The organism is Micromonospora tulbaghiae (genome assembly GCF_900091605.1).
GTDB lineage: Bacteria > Actinomycetota > Actinomycetes > Mycobacteriales > Micromonosporaceae > Micromonospora > Micromonospora tulbaghiae.
In genome coordinates this window covers 186,025-200,904 of record NZ_FMCQ01000009.1, presented here as the reverse complement: position 1 = coordinate 200,904, position 14,880 = coordinate 186,025, and the positions used below count along the sequence as shown (strand labels likewise).

Genomic DNA, 14,880 nt, shown 5'->3' with positions numbered 1-14,880 from the left:
GGTCGTGGATCAGGATGAGGTTCGGGTGCTGGCGACCGCCGAGTTCACCAGACGGATGCGCGCCGGCAAGCCCCGAGGCGGGTTCCGGCTCGACGACTGGCAGATCTCCGAGCCGTACGAAACGCAGGTACGAGGACTCCGCGGAACCGAGCGCTTGCTTGTCGTCGACTTCGTCCCCCGTGTCGAGGCCCGAGCCCGGGGACACTTCAAGCTCAGCGTGGCGGTCGACCCGGGCACCGGCGGGGCGGACATGCTCAGGTAGACGTGCGCCGAAGGCGGAGGCCACCCGGTGAGCCGCTGAGCGGTTCCGGCGTGAATGAGGGAATCACCCTCTGGCGTTCATGACACGGGCAGGTATGGTGGTCAATGCCCGTGGGTCCGGTGGCGACCCGTCGGAGGATCGGCCAGGTTGAGCCGGCCCGGGCGACCCAGGGTTGGTGGTGTGGGGTTTCGTATGACTTGATCCCCTTCGTGGGTGAAGGTGGGAATCCGCAATGGACGAAGCGGCTGACGTCCCTTCACCCCCATGACCTGGCTGCGTGTCGTGGGTGGCCGGGCCGAACGGCGGAACCTGACAGCTACTCGGGCTGGGCGGGTCCTCTCCGCTTTTCTGCCCCTCAGGCTTGTGGCACGATCGGGAAACCTTCACCATCCCTGTGGCAATCTCCCGACAGGAGCAATCATGTCTGGTCGAACGCTGGGCCGGCTGCTTGGCTCGCTCCTCGTGCTCGCCGCCGTCGCAGGTGCCTTCGGCATCCTTCCCGGTACCGGTGCGGTGCAACTCGCCGACATCGTCTGGACGATGGACACCCCGCGCTGAATCATCGAGTCGTCCGCTAGCCGGCGGACGACGTCTCGGGTAGGAGGGGCATGGCAAGCCAGGGCCGACCTCGTAGGTCAACGGAACGTGCCTGGCTCGTCACCGCCCCTCTGGCGCTGCTGGCGGTGGTCTTCAGCACGTGCATCGCCCTGGTGGCGGACCACCCGTTCGGCAAGTGGCCGCTCGCCTTCGTGTTCTTCGTCGTCATGGCGGGGATCAGCTTCGCGGTGCTGAACGTCTACGTCCGGCGCCAGTCGGTGGGCGTGACGCTCACCGAGGTGCCACTGATCGTGGCGCTCTACTTCCTGCCCCCGTTGAGTGTCGTCCTGATCTACACGCTCTCGGTGCTGATCTGGAGTGCCTCGCATCGCTTCGGCGCGGCGAAGCTCTGGTTCAACGTCGCCAAGGCCGCCGCCGCCACGTCGCTGGCGAGCCTCGTACTCCTGGCACTGCCGCCGCTGAAAAATGTCGGGCCGGGCACCTGGGGCTCGCTGTTCCTCGCCGTCTGTGTGGTCACGCTGGTCAGCCTCGTGAGCGTGGTCGGGGTGCACGTGCTGCTCCAGGGCTGGCAGGCTGGGCGGGACGCGCTGCGCAGCATGCCGACGGCGCTGCTCACCGCCGGCATCAACGTGGCGATCGGCCTGCTCGTCCTGATCGCCCTGAAGACGACGTGGTGGTCGGCCTTGCTGCTCGCCGCCCTCTTCAGCGGCCTGGTCCTGGTCTACCGCTCCTACTCCCAGTTCTTCCGGCAGCACCGGACGCTGGCCGGGATGTACGAGCTCACCCGCCTTCTCGCCTCCGGCACCGAGCGGTCGCTCGCCGACATCCTGCTCGACCGGGTGCGCGCGCTGATGCAGGCCGAGTACGCGACGCTCTGGCTGCCCGCCCAGGGGCGGCATCCCGAGGTGTTGCTCACCGCCCGGGTGGACACGCCCGGCCTGCTGGACCTGGCGCCCACCCCGGCGAGCCTGCGTCAGCAGGTGCACCGGAAGGGTCGTACCCTCTCGATCGGCCGCTGGCTCGGCGGAGATCCGGCGTTGCGGCAGGCCGCGGGGGAGGAGCGGGTCAAGGACGCCATCGTGGTGCCGCTGCGTTCCGGCCAGGCCGTGATCGGCACGCTCGAGGTGACCAACCGGCTCAGCGACATCGGCCACTTCGCCCCCGGCGACATTCCCGTCTTCGAGACGGTCGCCGCGCACGCCGCGGTGGCGCTGGAGAACTCCCGCCTGGTCGACCGGCTGCGGCACGACGCCGACCACGACGCGCTCACCGGGCTGCCCAACCGGCGGCGCCTCACCTCGTCGGTGGCGGAGGCAGTCAAGATCCGAGCGCCGGGTGAGGTGGTGGCGCTGCTGCTCTTCGACGTGGACCGGCTCCGCCAGGTGAACGAGTCGCTGGGCCACGCCGCAGGAGACAAGGTGCTCATGGAGGTGGCCGAGCGGCTGCGCTCCTGCGCGCCTTCTTCCGCGCTCGTCGGCCGGGCCGGTGGTGACGAGTTCCTGGTGACGCTCCGGCTGGAGAGCACCGAGGCGGCCCTGGAGTTGGCGGCCCAGCTGCGGGAGCAGATCCGCGACGAGATGGTCTTCGACGCGCTCACCCTGGACGTGGACACGGTCGTCGGGGTGGCCGTCCACCCGGACCACGGCAGCGATGCGGTGGCGCTGCTGCAACGCGTCGACCTGGCGGCCACCGCGGCCAAGTCGGTACCGGGCAGCGTGCAGCTCTACAGCCCGGCGCTGGAGTCCCGGTCGTTGCGCCGGCTCGGTCTCGCCGGCGACCTGCAACGGGCGCTGGACGAGGGCGAACTGGAGGTCTACTTCCAGCCCAAGGTCACGCTGCGGGACCGCCGTCTGGTGGGCGTGGAGTGCCTGGCCCGGTGGGAGCATCCGGCGCACGGCAGTGTCGCCCCGGACGACTTCGTGGCGGTGGCCGAGCACACCGGCCAGCTCGGCCGGCTCACCGAGTTCGTGCTCCGGGAGAGCCTGCGGCGCAGCCGCGACTGGAGCCACGGCGAACAGCCGCTGTCCGTCGCGGTCAACCTCGCCGCGCGTACGCTCACCGACCAGCACTTCCCGGCGCTGGTACGCGATCTGCTGGCCGAGTACGGCGTACCGCCGCAGCGGCTGACGCTGGAGGTCACCGAGGCGGGTGTCCTGGACGGCACCGAACGTCCCATCCCCACCCTGCGCAGCCTGCGTGACCTCGGTGTCCGCCTTTCGGTGGACGACTTCGGCACCGGTAACTCGTCGCTGGCGCAACTGCGCCGGCTGCCGGTGCACGAGGTGAAGGTGGATCGGTCGTTCGTGCAGGGCATGGCGACCGATCCGGGCGACCTGGCGATCGTGAACGCGGTGGTGATGCTCTCCCAGCAGTTCGGCCTGACCGTGGTGGCCGAGGGTGTGGAGAGCGAGCTGACGTTGGAGCTGCTCCAGGACATCGGCTGTGAGATCGGCCAGGGCTTCCTGTTCAGCCGCCCTCTGCCGTACGAGCGGCTGGAGGCCTGGTTCGGCGCCCAGGTCGACCCGGAGACGGTCGTCGCGGGGGAGCTGCCGCGCCTGCGAGTCGTGCCCTGATCAGGGCGGACACGCACCTGGGGGATCCGATTTCACCTGCGCGACGCGGTCGTGTACTGTTTCCCCTGCGCGACACCCCCCGGGGTGATCGAGCAGGCCCCCTTAGCTCAGTCGGCAGAGCGTCTCCATGGTAAGGAGAAGGTCTACGGTTCGATTCCGTAAGGGGGCTCAGAGGGTCCGGCTGGACCCGCCACGGCGGTGTAGCTCAGATGGCAGAGCAAGCGGCTCATAATCGCTGTGTCGCCGGTTCAAGTCCGGCCACCGCTACTCTCGTCCTCCGGGCAAACCCGGTGGTCGGTGGGACGGGCGCCACAGGCGCCCACTTTGCATGTCCGCGTCGTCAGCGCGTAGGCTGACGCGCTGTAGTTGTTCCGTGAGCGAGGAAGGCACTCCGCCGTGGCGAAGGCGACCGATGTTCGGCCGAAGATCACTCTGGCGTGTGTGGAGTGCAAGGAGCGCAACTACATCACGCGCAAGAACCGCCGTAACGACCCGGACCGCATCGAGCTGAAGAAGTTCTGCCCCCGGGACGGCAAGCACACCGTCCACCGCGAGACCCGCTGACCGCGACCGGCGCAGCCGGCCCGCCCCAGCTTTCTCGAACGCCGATTCGCCCTGACGGGTGGCCTCCGGGTCGCCCGACCGGGCGGATCGGCGTTCGTGTTTTCCGTGTAGGTTCGGCGGCATGTCCCTGGACCCGTCCTTCGTCGGCCGGACGTACCCGCCGACCGCCCCCTATCAGGTGGGCCGAGAAAAGATCCGCGAGTTCGCCGCCGCCGTCGGCGCGACCGACCCGGTCCACCACGATCCGGAGGCGGCCCGGTCGCTCGGCCACTCCGACGTGGTGGCGCCGCCGACGTTCCCGGTGGTCGTCACGATGGCGGCGAGCCGGCAGATCGTCGAGGATCCGGCGCTCGGCGTCGACTACAGCCGCGTGGTGCACGGCGACCAGCGGTTCGCGTACACCCGGCCGGTGGTGGCCGGGGACGAGCTGGTGTGCGTGAGCACCATCGAGGAGGTCACCAGCCGGGGCGGTCACGGTTTTCTGACCACCCGCACGGATGTGAGCACCGTGGACGGTGAGCCGGTGGTCGCCGTGTGGTCCAAGATCGTCGTACGCGGGGAGGCCTGAGGACATGGAACTGCCCACCCAGACGTACCGGGTGACCCGCGCGGACCTGGTCCGCTACGCGGGCGCCTCGGGCGACTTCAACCCGATCCACTGGAGCGACCGCACCGCCACCGGCGTCGGGCTGCCGGGCGTCATCGCCCACGGCATGTTCACCATGGCCCTGGTCGGCCGGGCGGTGGCCGGCTGGGCCGGCGCGCCGGACGCGGTGGTCGACTTCGGCGTCCGGTTCACCCGCCCGGTGGTCGTCCCGGACACCGACGAGGGCACCGAGATCGAGGTGTCCGCGGTGGTCAAGGAGGTCACCGAAGAGGGCCTGACCAGGCTGGACATCACCGCCACCTGCCAGGGTGAGAAGGTGCTGTCGCAGGCCCGGGCACTGATCCGCGCGACGCGCTGAGGGCCCGCCCGACGCGCGAGGGGCAGACCGGTTGGGAAAGTCGCACGACTACCCGTACACTGGTCCGCCGTGGGGCAAGTGACCCCCGCTCGGCACAGCATGTCCGGGCGGAGGTGAGTTGCCGCACAGGGGTGTAGCTCAATTGGCAGAGCAGCGGTCTCCAAAACCGCAGGCTGCAGGTTCAAGTCCTGTCACCCCTGCGCCTCAGGCCTGACCGTTCCGTGGGTCGCGCCGCCCTCACCGGTGGCGTCCGGCCCGTGGTGGTGGCACCGGTGGGGTGGTTCCGAGGCGTTCGGGCCCTCCCGGCCGGTCCGCCGGCCGCGGCCCGTCGCGGGACGGTTGGTCCGGCCGGCGTGACCAACACGCCGCGTACGCCGTCCGGCGTGCGACCCCATATCCCGCACGGAGGGCGAAGTGGCCGAGAGCAAGCGCCGCGGCGAGGACGACGGCGACGAGCGTCTGAACGACGACGCGACCGTCGACGACGTGGCCGACGACGACGCCACCGACGCGGACGAACCGGTCGCCCGGGGTGGCACCGCGACCCGCAAGCGGGCGCAGGCCGAGCCGGCCGAGGGCCGGAAGACCCGCAAGGACACCGAGCGGATCGGGCTGTTCGCCCGCATCGCGCGGTTCTTCCGCGAGGTCGTGGCCGAGCTGCGTAAGGTCATCTGGCCGACCCGCAAGGAGCTGCTGACCTACACGGCCGTGGTGGTCACCTTCGTGGCGGTGATGCTGGCGATCGTGGCCGGCCTGGACTACGGCTTCGCCAAGGCGGTGCTGTGGGTCTTCGGCGAGTCCAGCTGACCTGCGGACAGCGATACTGACGGAAGTGAGCGAGCGTGCCTGAGTACGACGAGACCGCCGGAACCCCGGACGAGCAGTCCGCGGTGGCGACGGCGGCCAACAACGAGTCGGTCGAGGCCGCCAGCGAGCCGGAGTTCCCGACCACCGAGCCGGCCCCGGACGAGGACTTCGACCCGGTCGCCGAGCTGCGCCAGAAGCTGCGCTACGCGCCCGGCGACTGGTACGTGGTGCACTCGTACGCCGGCTACGAGAACAAGGTCAAGACCAACCTCGAGACCCGGATCACCTCCCTCGACATGGAGGACTTCATCTACCAGGTCGAGGTGCCGACCCGGGAAGAGGTCGAGGTCAAGAACGGCAAGCGGTCGCAGGTGCAGGCGAAGGTCTTCCCGGGTTACATCCTGGTCCGGATGGAGCTGACCGCCGAGTCCTACTCCTGCGTCCGGAACACCCCGGGGGTCACCGGCTTCGTCGGCGCGACCGACCGGGCCGACCGGCCGGCGCCGCTGAGCCTCGACGAGGTGCTCAAGTGGCTGGCCCCGGCGGTCGAGACCGAGCAGAAGAAGGCCAAGCCCGAGGTCCGGGTCCTCGACTTCGAGGTCGGCGACTCGGTCACCGTCACCGACGGCGCGTTCGCGTCGCTGCCGGCGACGATCAGCGAGATCAATGCCGATCAGCAGAAGCTCAAGGTGCTGGTGTCGATCTTCGGCCGGGAGACGCCGGTCGAGCTGAACTTCAACCAGGTCGCCAAGATCTGACGTACGTCGGCACCGGCGGCCCGCCCCTCCGGGGGTGGCCGCCGGTGCGCCGTTTCGCCACCCGCCGACCTCGGCGCGGAGGGTGGCCGACGGCTGCGCTACCCTAGAACGTCGGCTGTCCGCACCGTGCTGACCGTGCGCGCCCGCGGACCGGCGAGAATCCCAGTTCCAAGCCCCAGGAAGAGACATGCCTCCGAAGAAGAAGCTCGTCAAGACGTTCACGCTTCAGCTGCCGGCGGGCCAGGCCACTCCGGCGCCGCCGGTCGGCCCCGCGCTCGGCCAGCACGGCGTGAACATCATGGAGTTCTGCAAGTCCTACAACGCGCAGACCGAGTCCCAGCGGGGCGACATCGTCCCCGCCGAGATCAGCGTCTACGAGGACCGCACGTTCACCTTCGTGCTGAAGACCCCGCCCGCCGCCCGGCTGCTGATCAAGGCCGCCGGCGTGCAGAAGGGCTCGGGCGTCCCGCACAAGGAGAAGGTCGGCTCGGTCACCCGCGCCCAGCTGCGTGAGATCGCCGAGAAGAAGATGGCGGACCTCAACGCCAACGACATCGACCAGGCCGAGAAGATCATCGCCGGCACCGCCCGGTCGATGGGCCTGACCGTCGCCGACTGACCTCGGTACCCGCTCCACCCGATCTGTTCGTGGGAGGGCCGCGAGTGACGCGCGCCCGCCAGAGACCACAGGAGTTACCAGAAATGCAGCGCAGCAAGAGCTACCGCAAGGCCGCGGACGTCATCGACCGGTCGAAGCTCTACACCCCGGTCGAGGCCGTCAAGCTGGCCAAGGACACCACCAACACCAAGTTCGACGCCACGGTCGAGGTCGCGATGCGCCTCGGCGTCGACCCCCGCAAGGCGGACCAGATGGTCCGCGGCACGGTCAACCTGCCGCACGGCACCGGCAAGACCGCCCGCGTGATCGTCTTCGCCGCCGGCGCGAAGGCCGAGGAGGCCGTCGCCGCGGGTGCGGACGAGGTGGGCACCGACGAGCTGGTCGCCCGCATCCAGGGCGGTTGGCTGGACTTCGACGCGGCGATCGCCACGCCCGACCAGATGGCCAAGATCGGCCGGATCGCGCGGATCCTGGGCCCGCGCGGTCTGATGCCGAACCCGAAGACCGGCACCGTGACCATGGACGTCACCAAGGCCGTCTCGGACATCAAGGGCGGTAAGATCACCTTCCGGGTGGACAAGCACTCGAACCTGCACCTGATCATCGGCAAGGCCTCCTTCTCGGAGACCCAGCTGGTGGACAACTACGCCGCGGTGCTGGACGAGGTGCTGCGGGCCAAGCCGTCCGCGGCCAAGGGCACGTACCTCAGGAAGGTCACCCTCACCACCACCATGGGCCCGGGCGTTCCGGTCGACCCGAAGGTCGTGAAGAACTTCCAGGAGGGCTCGGCCGAGGGCTGAGCACGCGTACTCCCGAACGGGGCCCCGCCACCACGTGGTGGCGGGGCCCCGTTCGTCCGTCCGGTGTGGCACTCTCGGGCGCATGCGGCTCGACGGCGTCTGGCTCCGCTACCACAGGCAGGGCCCGTGGGTGCTGCGGCAGGTCGACGTCGCGATCGGTCCCGCCGAGGTCGCGGTCGTGCTCGGCCGCAACGGCGCCGGCAAGTCCACTCTGCTCCAGCTCGCCGCCGGGGTGCTGCGCCCGAGCCGGGGCCGGGTGGCCGACCGGCCGCCGGTCGTCGGCTGGGTGCCGGAGCGCTTCCCCGCCGACCAGCCGTTCACCGTCGGGGCCTACCTGTCCGCCATGGGCCGCGTCGCCGGCCTGCCCGGCCCCGCCGCCGACCGGGCGGTGCGCCACTGGGTGGAGCGGCTGGGCCTGACCCGCTTCCACGACGTCCGCCTGCCGCGCTTGTCCAAGGGCACCGCGCAGAAGGTCGGCCTGGCGCAGGCGCTGCTGCGCCCGCCCGGCCTGCTGGTGCTCGACGAGCCGTGGGAGGGGCTGGACGCCACCGCCCGCGAGTCCGTCCCCGAGATCATCGGCGAGGTGCTGGCCGGCGGTGGCACGGTGCTGGTCAGCGACCACCGGGGCGAGACGGTCCGGCTCCCGGGCGCCCGGCACCTGTCGGTCACCGACGGCACGGTGACCGAGGAGGCGACGTCCGGCGGCGCGGCCGTCGCCGTGGTCGAGCTGGCGGTGCCGGCCGCCGGGCTGGCCGCCGCCGTCACCCGCCTGCGCGCCGAGGGCCACCAGATCCTTCGGGTACGCGAACACGCCGTCCCGCCCCCGGCCACGCACCCGGTGCCGGCCTCCGCAGGCCCGTCGGGCACCGGCGGGTCGGTCGGCGAGTCCGCCGCTGGTTCCCCGGACCAGGCCGGTGCTGGGGCCGAGGACTCCGCCGGGCCCGGGCCGGCGTCGGAGGCGGCCCGGTGATCGCGCTGGCCCGCCTGCGGCTGACCGGCTTCCTGCGTACCGGACGGGCGCTGGCGCCGCTGCTGGCCGGCCTGCTCGTCCTCGGCGTCCTCTACGGCGGCGGCCGGGCCCGGCCGGCGGAGGCCTACGGCGTCTCCGCCGTGGTGCTGTTCCCGGTGCTGGCCTGGCAGACCAAGATCCTGCTGGACGTGGAACCCGACGTTCAGCGCCGGTTGGCCCGGGTGGTGGTCGGGCCGGCCCGGGAACGGGCGGCCGGGTTGCTCGCGGCGCTGGTGGCCGGGCTCGCCGTGGTGGTCGTTGCGCTGGTGCTGCCGTGGCCGCTCGGCGGGGTCACCGCGACCGTGGGGCCGGGGGAGCGGCCGGTGCTGGTCGGGGTGGCGCTCGGGCTCTGGGCCCACCTGCTCGCCCTGCCCGCGGCGGTGGCGCTGGGCGCGCTGGCGAGCCGGGCCGTGACCCGCAGTGCCGGCTACGGGGTGGCCGTTCTGGTCACCGGCGCGGTCGGGATCGTGGTGCTCGGGCTCTCCGGCTCGGTCGCGCCGTGGGTGGTCCCGCCGGTCATGGCGACGGCGCGGGCGGTCACCGGGCCGGTCGCGGCCGGGGCCGGTCTGCTGCTCACCGGCTGGGCGGTGGCGTGGACGGCGGTGGCGCTGACCGGCTACGCCTGGGCGCGGCGCACCCGGGCGTGAGCCCTGGTGACCGGGGGCACAACCGGCGATTTGGTGCTGCGGCGCACGTCGCGTAACCTGGTGCGGTAGTTCCACCCAAAGACCGCTGGTCACCGTGCTCCGGCACGGTCGAAGGTCCCGCGACGACGGACGACCCGCGCAGGGCGGTAAGCGAAACTCGGTGTCACGCACGGTCCGCCGACTGTGCCCGTGTCCCCGGCCCTCGCCCCGTGCGCCCTGCGCCGGGGCTTTTTCGTTGTCGTGATGCCTCCGCCGCCGTCGTCGAGCCTCGGCTCGCCGCCGGCGTACCAGCTCCGAGCAACGAGAGAGGAGGGACATGGCGGACAAGCCGATCCGGGCCGACAAGGCCACGGCCGTCGCCGAGCTGACCGAGAGCTTCCGCACCGCGGGAGCGACCGTGCTGACCGAGTACCGCGGGCTCACGGTTTCGCAGCTCACCCAGCTGCGGCGCTCGCTCGGCAAGGAGACCAGCTACACGGTCGCGAAGAACACGCTGGCCAAGCGTGCCGCGGCCGATGCGGGCATCTCCGGCCTCGACGAGCTGTTCTCCGGTCCTACCGCGCTGACTTTCGTTTCGGGCGACGTCGTCGAGGCGGCGAAAGGGCTTCGCGACTTCGCGAAGGCCAACCCGAAGCTCGTCATCAAGGGCGGTGTCTTCGAGGGCAAGGCCATTTCCGCGGCCGAGGTCACGAAGCTCGCCGACCTGGAGTCCCGCGAGGTGCTGCTGGCCAAGCTGGCCGGCGCCATGAAGGGCAACCTGAGCAAGGCCGCGGCCCTGTTCCAGGCTCCGCTCGCCAAGACCGCGCGTCTGGCGGCCGCCCTGCAGGACAAGCGCGAGAAGGAGGGCGCCGAGGCGGCCTGAGGCCACCCGGCGCACCCACGTTCTTAGTTTTCACTTGAGAAAGGACGCCAGACATGGCGAAGCTCAGCACTGACGAGCTGCTCGACGCGTTCAAGGAGATGACGCTGATCGAGCTCTCCGAGTTCGTGAAGCAGTTCGAGGAGACCTTCGAGGTCACCGCGGCCGCTCCGGTCGCCGTCGCCGGCGCTGCCGGTCCGGGTGCCCCGGCCGCCGAGGCCGAGCCGGAGAAGGACGAGTTCGACGTCATCCTCGACGCCGACGGTGGCAAGAAGATCCAGGTCATCAAGGTCGTGCGCGAGCTGACCGGCCTGGGCCTCAAGGAGGCCAAGGACCTGGTCGAGGCCGCTCCGAAGGCCATCCTGGAGAAGGCCAACAAGGAGACCGCCGAGAAGGCCAAGGCCAAGCTCGAGGGCGAGGGCGCCAAGGTCACCCTCAAGTGACCTTGCGGTTGACCTGACGCGCGTCCGGCTCACGTGAGCCGGGGCACACCGCGTCGCGGCGGGCGGTGATCCGGGGGACCGGGTCGCCGCCCGCCGTGTTGGTGCCACCCGCCGGCGAACGGCGTGAGCAGGGCGTACAGCGTCCTCTCATCGGCCGGTCAGCGACGTCTGTCGGTACCCCGTCGGTGGGAAAGACACCCCGAGCGGTAACCGGCCCTTGACGCGGCACGGGCCTGCCAGGCACGCTGAACATCAGCAAGACCTTCCGCGCTTGCAACGGCCGACTCTCGGGTAAGGGCAACGGCAGCACCGTCGCCACGGCGCCCGAGCGGACCGGCAGGAGCGTCGCGTTCCGAGCGGCCCGGTCGACCCGGTTTTCCGAGGTCCCAGGGCTTGTTCCGCGACGACCTGCGGGGTGGGCTGGACAGCGGTTAGCCTCTCGGCTACACTGCTAGTTTGCGCTGCCTTCCGACTTGACCCCTGCTCGGAAATGTCCGATTGTGGATATTTCTGGTGGGGTCATTGGAGTGCACGCGTACCAGCCGTTCTGCAGCACCGGTCCTCGGAAGGACGCATCTTGGCAGCTTCCCGCCCTGCGAAGACCAGTCGTACGTCGAGCGCATTCGCGCCCCGCCGAGTTTCTTTCGGTCGGATCACCGAACACCTCGAGGTCCCCAACCTCCTCGCCATCCAGAACGAGTCCTTCGACTGGCTCGTCGGCAACGAGGCTTGGCAGGGCCGGTCGGCGGACGACCCGCACGCACGCTCGGGTCTCGCGGAGATCCTCGACGAGATCAGTCCCATTGAGGACTTCTCCGGCACCATGTCGCTCTCCTTCTCGGCTCCGCGCTTCGACGAGGTCAAGGCCTCGATCGAGGAGTGCAAGGAGAAGGACCTGACCTACTGCGCGCCGCTGTTCGTGACCGCGGAGTTCACCAACAACACCACTGGCGAGATCAAGAGCCAGACGGTGTTCATGGGTGACTTCCCGATGATGACGCCGAAGGGCACCTTCATCATCAACGGCACCGAGCGCGTCGTGGTCAGCCAGCTCGTCCGCTCGCCGGGCGTCTACTTCGACAAGCAGCCGGACAAGACCTCCGACCGCGACCTCTCCAGCGTCAAGGTCATCCCGAGCCGGGGTGCCTGGCTGGAGTTCGACATCGACAAGCGCGACACGGTCGGCGTTCGCATCGACCGCAAGCGCCGGCAGGCCGTCACCGTCCTGCTCAAGGCCATCGGGTGGTCCGCGGAGCGCATCCGCGAGAAGTTCGGCTGGTCCGAGCTGATGATGACCACGCTCGAGAAGGACCACATCGCCGGGCAGGACGAAGCCCTGCTCGACATCTACCGGAAGCTCCGCCCTGGCGAGCCGCCGACCCGTGAGAACGCCCAGACCCTGCTCGACAACCTCTTCTTCAACCCGAAGCGGTACGACGTCGCCAAGGTCGGGCGTTACAAGTTCAACAAGAAGCTCGAGGTCGACGTACCGATCACCACCGGCACGCTGACCGAGGACGACATCGTCGCCACCGTGGAGTACCTCTGCCGGCTGCACGCCGGTGAGGAGGGCTACGAGGCCGACGACATCGACCACTTCGGCAACCGTCGCCTGCGTACCGTGGGCGAGCTGATCCAGAACCAGGTCCGGGTGGGTCTCTCCCGGATGGAGCGGGTCGTCCGCGAGCGGATGACCACCCAGGACGTCGAGGCGATCACGCCGCAGACCCTGATCAACATCCGCCCGGTGGTGGCGGCGATCAAGGAGTTCTTCGGCACGTCGCAGCTGTCCCAGTTCATGGACCAGACCAACCCGCTGGCGGGCCTGACCCACCGGCGCCGGCTGAGCGCGCTCGGCCCGGGCGGTCTGTCCCGCGAGCGGGCCGGCTTCGAGGTCCGGGACGTGCACCCGTCCCACTACGGCCGGATGTGCCCGATCGAGACGCCGGAAGGCCCGAACATCGGCCTGATCGGCGCGCTGTCCACGTTCGCCCGGGTCAACCCGTTCGGCTTCATCGAGACGCCGTACCGGAAGGTCATCGACGGCCGGGTCACCGACCAGATCGACTACCTGACCGCGGACGAGGAGGACCGGTTCGTCAAGGCGCAGGCCAACGCCCCGCTGAAGTCGGACGGCACCTTCGCCGAGGACCGCGTCCTGGTCCGCCGTAAGGGCGGCGAGACCGAGGACGTCGCGCCGGGCGCCGTGGACTACATGGACGTGTCGCCGCGGCAGATGACCTCGGTCGCCACCGCGATGATCCCGTTCCTGGAGCACGACGACGCGAACCGCGCGCTCATGGGCGCGAACATGCAGCGTCAGGCGGTGCCGCTGGTCAAGGCCGAGGCCCCGCTGGTCGGTACGGGCATGGAGTACCGGGCGGCCGTGGACGCCGGCGACGTGGTCGTGGCCGAGGTCGGCGGTGTGGTCGAGGACCTCTGCGCGGACTACATCACGGTCCACCAGGACGACGGCCACCGCCGGACGTACCTGCTGCACAAGTTCCGCCGCTCCAACGCCGGCTCCTGCGTCAACCAGAAGCCGGTCGTCTTCGAGGGTGACCGCGTCGAGGCCGGCCAGGTCATCGCCGACGGTCCGTGCACCGACGAGGGCGAGATGGCGCTCGGACGCAACCTGCTGGTGGCGTTCATGTGCTGGGAGGGCCACAACTACGAGGACGCGATCATCCTGTCGCAGCGCCTCGTGCAGCAGGACGTGCTCACCTCGATCCACATCGAGGAGCACGAGGTCGACGCCCGGGACACCAAGCTGGGCCCGGAGGAGATCACCCGCGACATCCCGAACGTCAGCGAGGAGATGCTCGCCGACCTCGACGAGCGCGGCATCATCCGGATCGGCGCCGAGGTCGTCCCCGGCGACATCCTGGTCGGCAAGGTCACGCCGAAGGGCGAGACCGAGCTGACCCCCGAGGAGCGGCTGCTCCGCGCGATCTTCGGCGAGAAGGCGCGCGAGGTCCGGGACACCTCGCTGAAGGTGCCGCACGGCGAGACCGGCACGGTCATCGGTGTGCGTACCTTCTCCCGCGAGGACGGCGACGAGCTGCCCCCGGGCGTCAACGAGCTGGTGCGGGTCTACGTGGCCCAGAAGCGCAAGATCCAGGACGGTGACAAGCTCGCGGGCCGCCACGGCAACAAGGGCGTCATCTCCAAGATCCTGCCGATCGAGGACATGCCGTTCCTGGAGGACGGCACCCCGGTCGACATCGTGCTGAACCCGCTCGGTGTGCCGTCCCGGATGAACATCGGCCAGGTCCTGGAGACCCACCTCGGGTGGGTGGCCAAGACCGGCTGGAGCGTGGACGGCGACGACGAGGAGTGGAAGCGTCAGCTCCGCTCGATCGAGGCGCACGAGTCCGAGCCGGACACCAACGTGGCCACCCCGGTCTTCGACGGTGCCCGCGAGGAGGAGATCTCCGGTCTGCTCGCGTCGACCCTGCCCAACCGGGACGGCAAGCAGCTGATCGGGCGCACGGGTAAGGCGCAACTGTTCGACGGTCGCTCCGGTGAGCCGTTGCCGGACCCGATCGCGGTCGGCTACGTCTACATCCTGAAGCTCAACCACCTGGTCGACGACAAGATCCACGCCCGTTCGACCGGTCCGTACTCGATGATCACCCAGCAGCCGCTGGGTGGTAAGGCACAGTTCGGTGGCCAGCGCTTCGGTGAGATGGAGTGCTGGGCCATGCAGGCGTACGGCGCCGCCTACGCCCTGCAGGAGCTGCTGACCATCAAGTCCGACGACGTCCTGGGCCGGGTCAAGGTCTACGAGGCGATCGTCAAGGGCGAGAACATCCCCGAGCCGGGCATCCCGGAGTCGTTCAAGGTGCTGCTCAAGGAGCTGCAGTCGCTGTGCCTCAACGTCGAGGTGCTCTCCAGCGACGGTGTGGCCCTGGAGATGCGCGAGACCGACGACGAGGTGTTCCGGGCGGCGGAGGAGCTGGGCATCGACCTGTCCCGGCGCGAGCCGAGCTCGGTCGAAGAGGTCTGAGGTGGTG

Annotated in this window: 15 protein-coding genes and 3 tRNA genes; all 18 read left to right on the top strand. The window is 70.1% G+C overall.

Translation table 11 applies throughout. The features are described from left to right. The first annotated feature begins 4 nt into the window (after nt 1–4). Nucleotides 5–262, top strand: coding sequence for a hypothetical protein (locus GA0070562_RS24490; protein ID WP_254663859.1), 258 nt, complete (start codon nt 5–7; stop codon nt 260–262). A gap of 420 nt (nt 263–682) precedes the next feature. Beyond that, nucleotides 683–820, top strand: coding sequence for a hypothetical protein (locus GA0070562_RS30385; RefSeq protein ID WP_175438858.1), 138 nt, complete (start codon nt 683–685; stop codon nt 818–820). A gap of 50 nt (nt 821–870) precedes the next feature. After that, nucleotides 871–3,393, top strand: a complete 2,523-nt coding sequence (locus tag GA0070562_RS24485) for a putative bifunctional diguanylate cyclase/phosphodiesterase (RefSeq protein WP_091426436.1) — start codon at nt 871–873, stop codon at nt 3,391–3,393. Between the two features lie 96 nt (nt 3,394–3,489). Continuing rightward, nucleotides 3,490–3,562 (top strand) — tRNA-Thr (locus tag GA0070562_RS24480). A gap of 25 nt (nt 3,563–3,587) precedes the next feature. Continuing rightward, nucleotides 3,588–3,660: transfer RNA gene (locus GA0070562_RS24475), tRNA-Met, on the top strand. Nucleotides 3,661–3,789: 129 nt separating this feature from the next. Further along, a complete protein-coding gene (rpmG, locus tag GA0070562_RS24470) occupies nt 3,790–3,957 on the top strand; it encodes a 50S ribosomal protein L33 (RefSeq protein ID WP_013288652.1) in 168 nt (55 codons plus the stop codon). A gap of 121 nt (nt 3,958–4,078) precedes the next feature. Beyond that, entirely contained in the window at nt 4,079–4,525 is a 447-nt protein-coding gene (locus tag GA0070562_RS24465) for a MaoC family dehydratase N-terminal domain-containing protein (protein WP_091426434.1), read from the top strand. A 4-nt stretch (nt 4,526–4,529) separates the two neighbouring features. After that, entirely contained in the window at nt 4,530–4,922 is a 393-nt protein-coding gene (locus GA0070562_RS24460) for a MaoC family dehydratase (RefSeq protein WP_091426432.1), read from the top strand. A gap of 127 nt (nt 4,923–5,049) precedes the next feature. Next, nucleotides 5,050–5,122, top strand: a tRNA-Trp gene (locus GA0070562_RS24455). A 214-nt stretch (nt 5,123–5,336) separates the two neighbouring features. Continuing rightward, nucleotides 5,337–5,729 (top strand): preprotein translocase subunit SecE, encoded by a 393-nt coding sequence (secE, locus tag GA0070562_RS24450; RefSeq protein WP_013288649.1) that lies wholly within the window; start codon nt 5,337–5,339, stop codon nt 5,727–5,729. Between the two features lie 35 nt (nt 5,730–5,764). Further along, nucleotides 5,765–6,487: a transcription termination/antitermination protein NusG gene (nusG, locus tag GA0070562_RS24445; RefSeq protein WP_091426429.1), complete on the top strand. Its 723-nt coding sequence runs from the start codon at nt 5,765–5,767 to the stop codon at nt 6,485–6,487. 187 nt (nt 6,488–6,674) lie between these two features. Then, nucleotides 6,675–7,106 carry a 50S ribosomal protein L11 gene (gene rplK / locus GA0070562_RS24440; protein WP_013288647.1) on the top strand — a complete coding sequence of 144 codons (432 nt, stop codon included), beginning with the start codon at nt 6,675–6,677 and terminating at the stop codon, nt 7,104–7,106. 83 nt (nt 7,107–7,189) lie between these two features. Next, complete coding sequence (gene rplA / locus GA0070562_RS24435) at nt 7,190–7,906, top strand: 50S ribosomal protein L1 (protein ID WP_091426427.1); 717 nt, start codon at nt 7,190–7,192, stop codon at nt 7,904–7,906. A gap of 82 nt (nt 7,907–7,988) precedes the next feature. Then, on the top strand, nt 7,989–8,876 hold the full coding sequence (locus GA0070562_RS24430) for an ATP-binding cassette domain-containing protein (protein ID WP_091426425.1): 888 nt from the start codon (nt 7,989–7,991) through the stop codon (nt 8,874–8,876). Then, entirely contained in the window at nt 8,873–9,562 is a 690-nt protein-coding gene (locus GA0070562_RS24425) for a hypothetical protein (protein WP_091426423.1), read from the top strand. Before GA0070562_RS24430 ends, GA0070562_RS24425 begins: the two co-directional genes overlap by 4 nt. Nucleotides 9,563–9,878: 316 nt before the next feature. Further along, nucleotides 9,879–10,424 (top strand): 50S ribosomal protein L10, encoded by a 546-nt coding sequence (gene rplJ / locus GA0070562_RS24420; protein ID WP_091426421.1) that lies wholly within the window; start codon nt 9,879–9,881, stop codon nt 10,422–10,424. Nucleotides 10,425–10,477: 53 nt separating this feature from the next. Continuing rightward, complete coding sequence (gene rplL / locus GA0070562_RS24415) at nt 10,478–10,864, top strand: 50S ribosomal protein L7/L12 (protein ID WP_091426420.1); 387 nt, start codon at nt 10,478–10,480, stop codon at nt 10,862–10,864. A gap of 577 nt (nt 10,865–11,441) precedes the next feature. Then, complete coding sequence (rpoB, locus tag GA0070562_RS24410; RefSeq protein WP_091426417.1) at nt 11,442–14,873, top strand: DNA-directed RNA polymerase subunit beta; 3,432 nt, start codon at nt 11,442–11,444, stop codon at nt 14,871–14,873. Nucleotides 14,874–14,880: the final 7 nt, after the last annotated feature.